Annotated in this window: 6 protein-coding genes and 1 pseudogene; 6 read left to right on the top strand and 1 reads right to left on the bottom strand. The window is 70.7% G+C overall.

Going from position 1 to position 5,466, the window contains the following annotated elements:
* From VFZ20_RS22825 to VFZ20_RS22805, 5 genes are all read left to right on the top strand, one after another.
* Positions 1-858 (top strand): ABC transporter ATP-binding protein (locus VFZ20_RS22825; protein ID WP_329686264.1); only part of this gene is annotated, 858 nt, incomplete at its 5' end.
* Between the two features lie 89 nt (positions 859-947).
* On the top strand, positions 948-1,169 hold the full coding sequence (locus tag VFZ20_RS22820) for a hypothetical protein (protein ID WP_329686263.1): 222 nt from the start codon (positions 948-950) through the stop codon (positions 1,167-1,169).
* A complete protein-coding gene (locus VFZ20_RS22815; RefSeq protein WP_329686262.1) occupies positions 1,166-1,570 on the top strand; it encodes a putative toxin-antitoxin system toxin component, PIN family in 405 nt (134 codons plus the stop codon). The genes VFZ20_RS22820 and VFZ20_RS22815 overlap by 4 nt, the downstream gene beginning before the upstream one ends.
* Positions 1,571-1,671: 101 nt before the next feature.
* On the top strand, positions 1,672-2,712 hold the full coding sequence (gene trxB, locus VFZ20_RS22810; RefSeq protein WP_329686261.1) for a thioredoxin-disulfide reductase: 1,041 nt from the start codon (positions 1,672-1,674) through the stop codon (positions 2,710-2,712).
* A 77-nt stretch (positions 2,713-2,789) separates the two neighbouring features.
* Positions 2,790-3,452 (top strand): GNAT family N-acetyltransferase, encoded by a 663-nt coding sequence (locus tag VFZ20_RS22805; protein ID WP_329686260.1) that lies wholly within the window; start codon positions 2,790-2,792, stop codon positions 3,450-3,452.
* 577 nt (positions 3,453-4,029) lie between these two features.
* On the opposite strand, the gene VFZ20_RS22800 is transcribed toward VFZ20_RS22805, so the two are convergent.
* The gene (locus VFZ20_RS22800) at positions 4,030-4,476 is read right to left on the bottom strand and encodes a DoxX family protein (protein ID WP_329686259.1); all 447 of its coding nucleotides are present in this window, start codon (positions 4,474-4,476) and stop codon (positions 4,030-4,032) included.
* Positions 4,477-4,792: 316 nt separating this feature from the next.
* Here VFZ20_RS22800 and VFZ20_RS22795 point away from each other — a divergent pair.
* Positions 4,793-5,466 (top strand): annotated as a pseudogene (locus tag VFZ20_RS22795) (hypothetical protein); the annotation flags it as partial.

The raw sequence follows: 5,466 nt of genomic DNA, 5'->3' as shown, positions 1-5,466 counted from the left end.
CTGGAGTTTCCCGACCTGCCCTGGCAGGGCAAGGTGGCCGAGCCGCCCAGGCCCGCCCCCGCCGGTCCGCCGGACTGGACGCTGCGGGGCATCTCGTTCCGCATGGAGCCGGGCGAGACGGTGGCGCTCGTGGGCCCGTCGGGCGCGGGCAAGACGACCATCGCGGCCCTCATCCCCCGCTTTTGGGACGTGCAGGAGGGCCGCGTGACGCTGGACGGCACGGACGTGCGGCAGCTGCGGATGGCGGACCTGCGCGAGGCCGTGGGCCTGGTGCCGCAGGAAACGCTGCTGTTCAGCGGGACGGTGCGCGAGAACATCGCGTACGGCCGGCCCGACGCGCCCGAGGCCGAGGTGCACGCCGCCGCGCGGGCCGCGCATGCGCACGAGTTCATCCAGCTGCTGTCGGAGGGATATGACACGCGGGTGGGCGAGCGCGGCATCAAGCTCAGCGGGGGGCAGCGGCAGCGCATCGCCCTGGCGCGCGCCATCCTAAAGGACCCCGCCGTGCTCATCCTGGACGAGGCCACCAGCAGCCTGGACGCCGAGAGCGAGGCGCTCATCGAGGACGCGCTGAACGGGCTGCTGCGAGGACGGACGACGCTCATCATCGCGCACCGGCTGTCCACCGTGCGCCGCGCGGACCGGCTGCTGGTACTGGAGGGCGGGTGCATCGTGGAGGAGGGCGCGCACGCGGACCTCATTGCGGCGGGCGGCCTGTATTCGCGCCTGTACGCCCGCCAGTTCCGCGACTACGACCGCGACGACGCCGGGCCGTTGCTGGCCGACGCGCCGGAGCCGGAACCGTCGGATGACGAGGGTGACGCGCGGCGCGAGGACGGCGAGCTGCTGGTGGTGTGAATGATCGCTTGGCCTCGACGTCGCTTGTGTATATCCAGAAAACGTGATTAGCTTCGGGAATGGCGCTGGATCTCAACCCGGAGCTAGGCATGACGTACATCACGGTGGACATCTCCGACGAGGCCCGTTCCGCGCTCAACGAGGCAACCCGCGCCGAGGGTCTCTCGGAAAGCGAGATCGTGGACCGCGCCCTCAAGCGCCACCTCTTCGCGCGGCGCTTTCGCGAGCTTCGGGCGGAATCGCTGGAGCACATGCGCGAGACCGGCCAGGGCGACCTGACGGACGAGGACGTGTTCCGGATCGTCTCGTGAGAATCCTGCTGGACACGAACGTGCTCGTTGCCGCGTTCGTGTCCCGCGGCGTCTGCTCGGTCCTCCTCGAGCACTGCAGTGAAGCCCACCACCTCGTCACCTCTGACGGCCTGCTGGAAGAGTACCGCGAGAAGCTGAGCGGCAAGTTCCGCATGTCCGCCGAAGCCGCGGACGAACGCATTGCCTTTCTGCGGTCCATCATCCAGCTCGTTCCCACCGAACCACTCCCCGCGCCGGTCTGTCGTGATCCGGATGACGATCTCGTGCTCGCGACGGCCGTGGCCGGCGAGTGCGGTTGCATCATCACGGGCGACAACGACCTGCTCGTCCTGAAGCAATACGCCGGCATCGACATCATCGCTCCGGGTGACTTCGCCCGGTACGAACGGGAGACCGGCTGACACCCGTGGCACGTAGCACGCGCGGACCCCTGCGGTGTATATTCACGCGGCGCAAACGTGACCTGCCCCAGGGCAGAAAATAGACGACCGGAGACTTGAGGATGCCGCAGGACGCTCGCACGGAAACGCTGGTGATCATTGGCTCGGGGCCGGCCGCGTGGACGGCCGCGGTGTACGCCGCGCGCGCCAACCTGGACCCGCTGGTCATCGAGGGCGAGCCCTCGCGCGACATGATCCCGGGCGGCCAGCTCATGTACACCACCGACATCGAGAACTTCCCCGGCTTTCCCGAAGCCATCGACGGGCAGGACCTCATGCGGCGCATGAAGGAGCAGGCCGAGCGCTTCGGCACGCGCACCATCATGGAGAACGTGAGCTCGGTGGACTTCACCACCTACCCGTTCGTCCTGCGCCCGTCGTACAGCGACGAGATCCGGGCCAAGTCCGTCATCGTGGCCACGGGCGCCCGGGCCAACTGGCTGGGGCTGGACAACGAGATCCGCCTGGCGCACAGTGGTGGCGGCGTGAGCGCGTGCGCGGTGTGCGACGGCGCCCTGCCGGCGTTCCGCGGCAAGACGCTGGCGGTCGTCGGCGGCGGCGACACGGCCATGGAAGAGGCCAACTACCTCACCAAGTTCGCCGGCGAGGTGGTCATCATCCACCGCCGCGACAGCTTTCGCGCCAGCCGCATCATGGCCGAGCGCACGCTGGCCAATCCCAAGATCCGCGTGGAGTGGAACACGCAGGTGGCGGACGTCCTGGGCGACGACTTCATCACCGGCCTGCGCCTCAAGGACACGGTGACGGGCGAGGAGCGCGACATGGAGGTGGGCGGCCTGTTCGTCGCCATCGGCCACACGCCCAACACCCAGTTCCTGCAGGGCTCCCTGGACCTCACGCCCAGCGGATACGTCGTGGCGCCGCACGCGTGGCGTACCGCGACGAGCGTGGACGGCGTGTTCGCGGCCGGCGACGTGATGGACGACTACTACCGCCAGGCCATCACGGCCGCGGGCACGGGGTGCATGGCCGCGCTGGAGGCGGAACGGTGGATGGCGCATCACGGCGTGAGCGAGGCCGAGCCGCCCGTGCTGGAGACGGCCGAGAGCTCCATCGGCCACCCCGAAGAGCAGATGGCGTAACGCAGCTCCGCCGCGCGGCCCCACGGGTCGCGCGGCGGATCGCTTTTGGGCTCGTGAATTCACCCGCACGGATGGGGATGAGCAGCACGGCGGACGACGGGCTCCGCGCGGACCCGCGCATTGTGGAGACGTGGGTCAGGGGCTGGACGCTCGCCCGCGAGACGGCGCCACCCGTGCCCGTCGGCAGCGGGTTTCGCGTGGAGGTGGGCTGGCCGCGGCAACGGGTGCGCTACATCTTTCCCGCGCTGGACGACGACGTGCGGCGCCTGGGCCAGGCGGTGACGGAGCCCTGGATTCACCTCAAGGCGTGCGTGCCGCCCGACGCCCTGCGCGCCGCTCTGCCCGCGCGCTGGGTCATCCAGCCGCCCGGCTTCATGATGGCGTGCGACGGACCGATGGCGCACTCCGCCGCCGCCCTCCCCGACGGCTACACGCTCGACCTCGCGGACGAGCGCCCCATCGCCGTCGCGCGGGTGCTGGACGCGCGGGGCGAGGTGGCGGCGATCGGGCGGATGGTGCGCGTGGACGACTTCGCCCTCTACGACCGCATCGAGACGCACGCCGCGCATCGGCGCCGCGGCCTGGCGCGCGCGGTGATGCAGGCGCTGGAGACGACGGCCCGTGCCCGCGGCGCCCGGCGCGGCGTGCTCGTCGCCACGGCGGAGGGACGGGCGCTGTACGAGGCGCTGGGCTGGCGGCTCCACGCCCGCTACACCACCGCCGTCATCCCCGCGGACTGACGGCGCGCGCTCTGGACGCGCGGGACCGACTCGGACGAACGAAGGCGCGGCCCCGCGTACCGGGACCGCGCCTTTTTCATCCACCATTCCGGGATCCAATCGATCTGATTTCCTGAGGGAGCGCCCGCGCAGACTCGCCCATTCACAGGTCCTTGGGCGCGACCGAAGGATCTACTACGCACGGCAGGGACTTGGCCATGACGCAGAGTCCTTGCACGGCAGGCGAGATCCTTCGGTCGGCGCCAGAGTTCCACGACGGGCACGGATCACGCAACGCCCCTCAGAGGGTATTGTCAGACATCGCGCTTGGAACGCGTCATCCTGAGGAGCCGCCGCGCAAAACCTGATTCGCGCGAAATTCATGGCGGCGACGAAGGATCTTGCCCGCAAAGCGACAAGCCGGCTCCGCGCATCATAGCCGGCTTGTTGATTCGCACACAAGATCCTTTGGTCGCGCCAAGGTCCTGCGCGCGTTCATCTTGCACGCGGCGCTCCCTCAGGATGACGCTCCCCTGGGCTCCCTTTGAGAGGCAGGTTTGGCAACACCCGAAGTCAGCGACCCTGTTTCGGTCCGAGGTCAGGAATTGCGCAGTCCCCCGCCCCGCCGGCCGGCCAGGGTCGCGTCCACGCTGGCGGGGCCGGCGCCGTTGCCGGCGAAGTAGGCCCAGACCAGCGCGTACAGCAGCGCCAGCTCGCCACCGTTCTGCACGGGCAGGCCGCCCTGCGGCATGTGGGCGATGAAGTACGCCGCGATCATCTGCAGGCACAGGAGGGCCGCCACAGGCCGCGTCGCCAGGCCGATGACGATCAGCAGACCGCCGAAGAACTCCAGCACGCCCGCCAGGCCCATCTGCCCCATCAGCTCCACCTTCATCCCCTTGCCGTCCACGCCGCCCAGGGCGCCGAACAGCTTTTGCGCGCCGTGCTGCATGAACAGCAGCCCCGCGCCAATGCGCAGCAGCGCGTGCGTGGGCCCCGCCAGCCCGGCCAGCGGTCCCCGCGTTCCCGTCGTGAGCGTCGCCATCTTCCTTCCCTCCCGGATGAGCGTGTGTGGACGGATGCCTCCATCCGCCGCGCGCGATACAGGAATCAGTAGGGTGGCGCGGCGGATCGCGCAAGTGTTCCGTGCAACGACCATCGTCATCCCGCTATTCAACTGCTTGGATTCCGATTCGACTTAACATCCGCCGCCCGCCGCGCGTCTCCCTTTCGGAAGCGCGGAACGCCCGTCGGATCAGGCACTTAACAATCCGCCGGCGTCGCGCGTCTCCCTTGTGGACGGGGCCGCGGACGAGCAGGTCGCCCGCGGCCGGCACAACGAAACGAGGAGTTCTCTCGACATGAAGTTCCCCATGCGTTATTTCGTGGCGGCGGCGCTGGTGGCCGCGCCCGTGCATGCCGCGGCGCAGACGATGTCGCCGCCGGCCGCCCAGGGCGAGCAGGCTCGCGACGGCCGGCGCGGCGAGCGGCGTGAGGCCCGCGGCGAGCGCCGCGAGGGCCAGGGTCCGCGCGGCGTCCGCGGCCAGCGCGGTCCCGGCGGCAGCCCCGTGGCACGGCTGATCGCCCAGCGCCAGCGGCTGCAGCTGACGGACGCGCAGGTGCAGCGGCTGCAGTCCATCGACCGTGACCTGCAGGCCCGCAACGCGCCCCTGCAGCAGCAGCTGGCCGGCCTGTTTCCCCAGCGGGCGCAGCGTGCCCAGGACGGGCAGGCGCGGGGCGAGCGCCGTGCGCGGCCGGACAGCGCGCAGCGTGCGGAGCGCCGTGCCCAGCGTCCCCAGCTGACGGACGAGCAGCGGCAGCAGATGCAGCAGCGCCGCCAGCAGGCGGAGCCCATCATGCAGCAGCTGCGGCAGAACACCGAGGCGGCGCTCACGCAGGCGCGCTCCGTGCTCACGGCCCAGCAGCAGCGGCAGGTGCAGCAGATGCTGGAGCGCCGCGGCGGCGAGCGGGGCCAGCGCGGCGGGCGGGGGCCGGACCGCGGGGGCGATCGCGCCCGCGGCGGCCCGTCCCGCTG

Origin of the sequence: Longimicrobium sp. (assembly GCF_036280135.1) — a bacterium.
GTDB lineage: Bacteria > Gemmatimonadota > Gemmatimonadetes > Longimicrobiales > Longimicrobiaceae > Longimicrobium.
This window is presented reverse-complemented; position numbering and strand designations above follow the sequence as displayed.

Excerpts from the sequence above, each read along its gene's own strand:
- VFZ20_RS22820 (WP_329686263.1), top strand. The coding sequence starts at position 948 with ATGACGTACATCACGGTGGACATCTCCGACGAGGCCCGTTCCGCGCTC.
- trxB (WP_329686261.1), top strand. The coding sequence starts at position 1,672 with ATGCCGCAGGACGCTCGCACGGAAACGCTGGTGATCATTGGCTCGGGG.
- VFZ20_RS22805 (WP_329686260.1), top strand. The coding sequence starts at position 2,790 with ATGAGCAGCACGGCGGACGACGGGCTCCGCGCGGACCCGCGCATTGTG.
- VFZ20_RS22800 (WP_329686259.1), bottom strand. The coding sequence starts at position 4,476 with ATGGCGACGCTCACGACGGGAACGCGGGGACCGCTGGCCGGGCTGGCG.